2 protein-coding genes are annotated in these 1,609 nt (G+C 69.7%); both read right to left on the bottom strand.

Annotation, left to right across the window (positions count from 1 at the left end; all coding sequences use genetic code 11):
• Positions 1-131 precede the first annotated feature (131 nt).
• Positions 132-464: a small basic family protein gene (locus GA0115259_RS38060; RefSeq protein WP_023543062.1), complete on the bottom strand. Its 333-nt coding sequence runs from the start codon at positions 462-464 to the stop codon at positions 132-134.
• Entirely contained in the window at positions 461-1,390 is a 930-nt protein-coding gene (locus GA0115259_RS38055) for a DUF881 domain-containing protein (RefSeq protein ID WP_093605184.1), read from the bottom strand. The genes GA0115259_RS38060 and GA0115259_RS38055 overlap by 4 nt, the downstream gene beginning before the upstream one ends.
• Positions 1,391-1,609 lie beyond the last annotated feature (219 nt).

Raw genomic sequence — 1,609 nt, 5'->3', positions numbered from 1 at the left:
CCGCGGCGGCCACAGGCCCGCCGCCAACCGCTGGCGCCCGGTGAGCTGTTGGGGCTCGTCCGCCGACGGAAGCCCCGTACCGGCCGCCGTACCTTCTTCGTTCTTCGGTGTCTCCACGCTGCTCATCGGCCTCACGCCCGGAAGACATGCCGGCGGATCGCGGCGGCGTTGGAGAAGATCCGGATACCGAACACGACGACCACACCCGTGGACAACTGCGCGCCCACGCCCAGCTTGTCGCCGAGGAAGACGATGAGCGCGGCCACGACCACGTTCGACAGGAAGGAGACCACGAACACCTTGTCCACGAAGATCCCGTCGAGCATGGCCCGCAGACCGCCGAAGACCGCGTCCAGGGCCGCGACGACGGCGATCGGCAGATAGGGCTCGACCACCGCCGGCACCTCGGGCCGGACCAACAGTCCGACCACGACTCCCACGACGAGGCCCAGTACGGCGATCACGATGTGCCCTTCCCGGTGTCTGCCGTGCCCTGCCCGTCGCCCTTCCCGGCGTCGGCGGCCTCCGGCTCTGCTGTACGTACGATCAGGCTCGGCGCGGCAGGAAGACGCACCTCTTCCTGGTCGGAGATGCTGGTGCGGATGTCGAAGTTCTGCTGCAAAGAATGCAGATACCGACCATCGGCACTGTCCTGGAACGCGGTGCTCAGCTTCTTCCCGTTCCCCACCGCGAGCACCGTGTACGGCGGCACCAGTGGCCTGTTGTCGACCAGTACGGCGTCACCGGCGGCCCGGATCGCGGACAGCGCCGTGAGCCGCTGGTCGTTGATGGCGATCGCTTCCGCGCCCGATTCCCACAGGCCGTTGACGACTCTCTGCATGTCCCGGTCGCGCACCCGGCCCGTATCGGAGAAACCGCTGCTCCCTCGTGGCCCGCCGCCGTCCGAGCCCGACTCCTGGGCGTCGTCGACCACGAGCTTCATCCCGGGGCCCGACACCGGCGTCGCACCGGCCAGCAGGGCCGCCGTCTCACCGGTGTCGCCGCCGTGCGCCCGCAGGGCAGCGCGCTGGCGCGCCACCACCTCGGCGCGGAGCGTCTCGACCGACTTCTCCAGTTCGTCGGCCGTCGCGGTCTCCGCGTCGATACGGTCGATCAGCTCTTCGCGCTCCTTGGCCACCACCGGCGCCGAGATCCGCGCCTGGGCCGCGCCCACCGTGACCACCAGAGAGGCCAGCACCAGTCCCGCGGCGAGCCAGAGCTTCGCCCGGAGCGTGTTCGGCAGACCGCCCTCCGCAGCGTCCCTGCGGGCCGCCGCCTCCGCGTATCCCTCGTCAAGGCTGTGGTCCATCACATTGTTCAGCAGCGACATCGACGCATCGGGGCGAGGTGGCGGAGAAGTGGTGCTCCGAATGGGGGGCTGCTGCGGCATGCCGCACATCGTCGCACGTCGAAGCCGCTACCGCCGAATGGCCCCACCGGTGTGCCGGACGGCCTCGTGGGAGAGGTCCGGCACACCGGTCTCTTCCGGCAATTCGTCCTTGTGAGATCCGGAATCCCTGGTGAGATCCGGAGCTAGGGCCTCTCGTTCGGATCTTGCCGGGCTCGCGTGCCCGCAGTGACATCAGCCGCTGCCGCGGCGGGCGCTCCC

Origin of the sequence: Streptomyces sp. MnatMP-M17 (genome assembly GCF_900091995.1) — a bacterium.
Lineage (GTDB): Bacteria > Actinomycetota > Actinomycetes > Streptomycetales > Streptomycetaceae > Streptomyces.
This window is presented reverse-complemented; position numbering and strand designations above follow the sequence as displayed.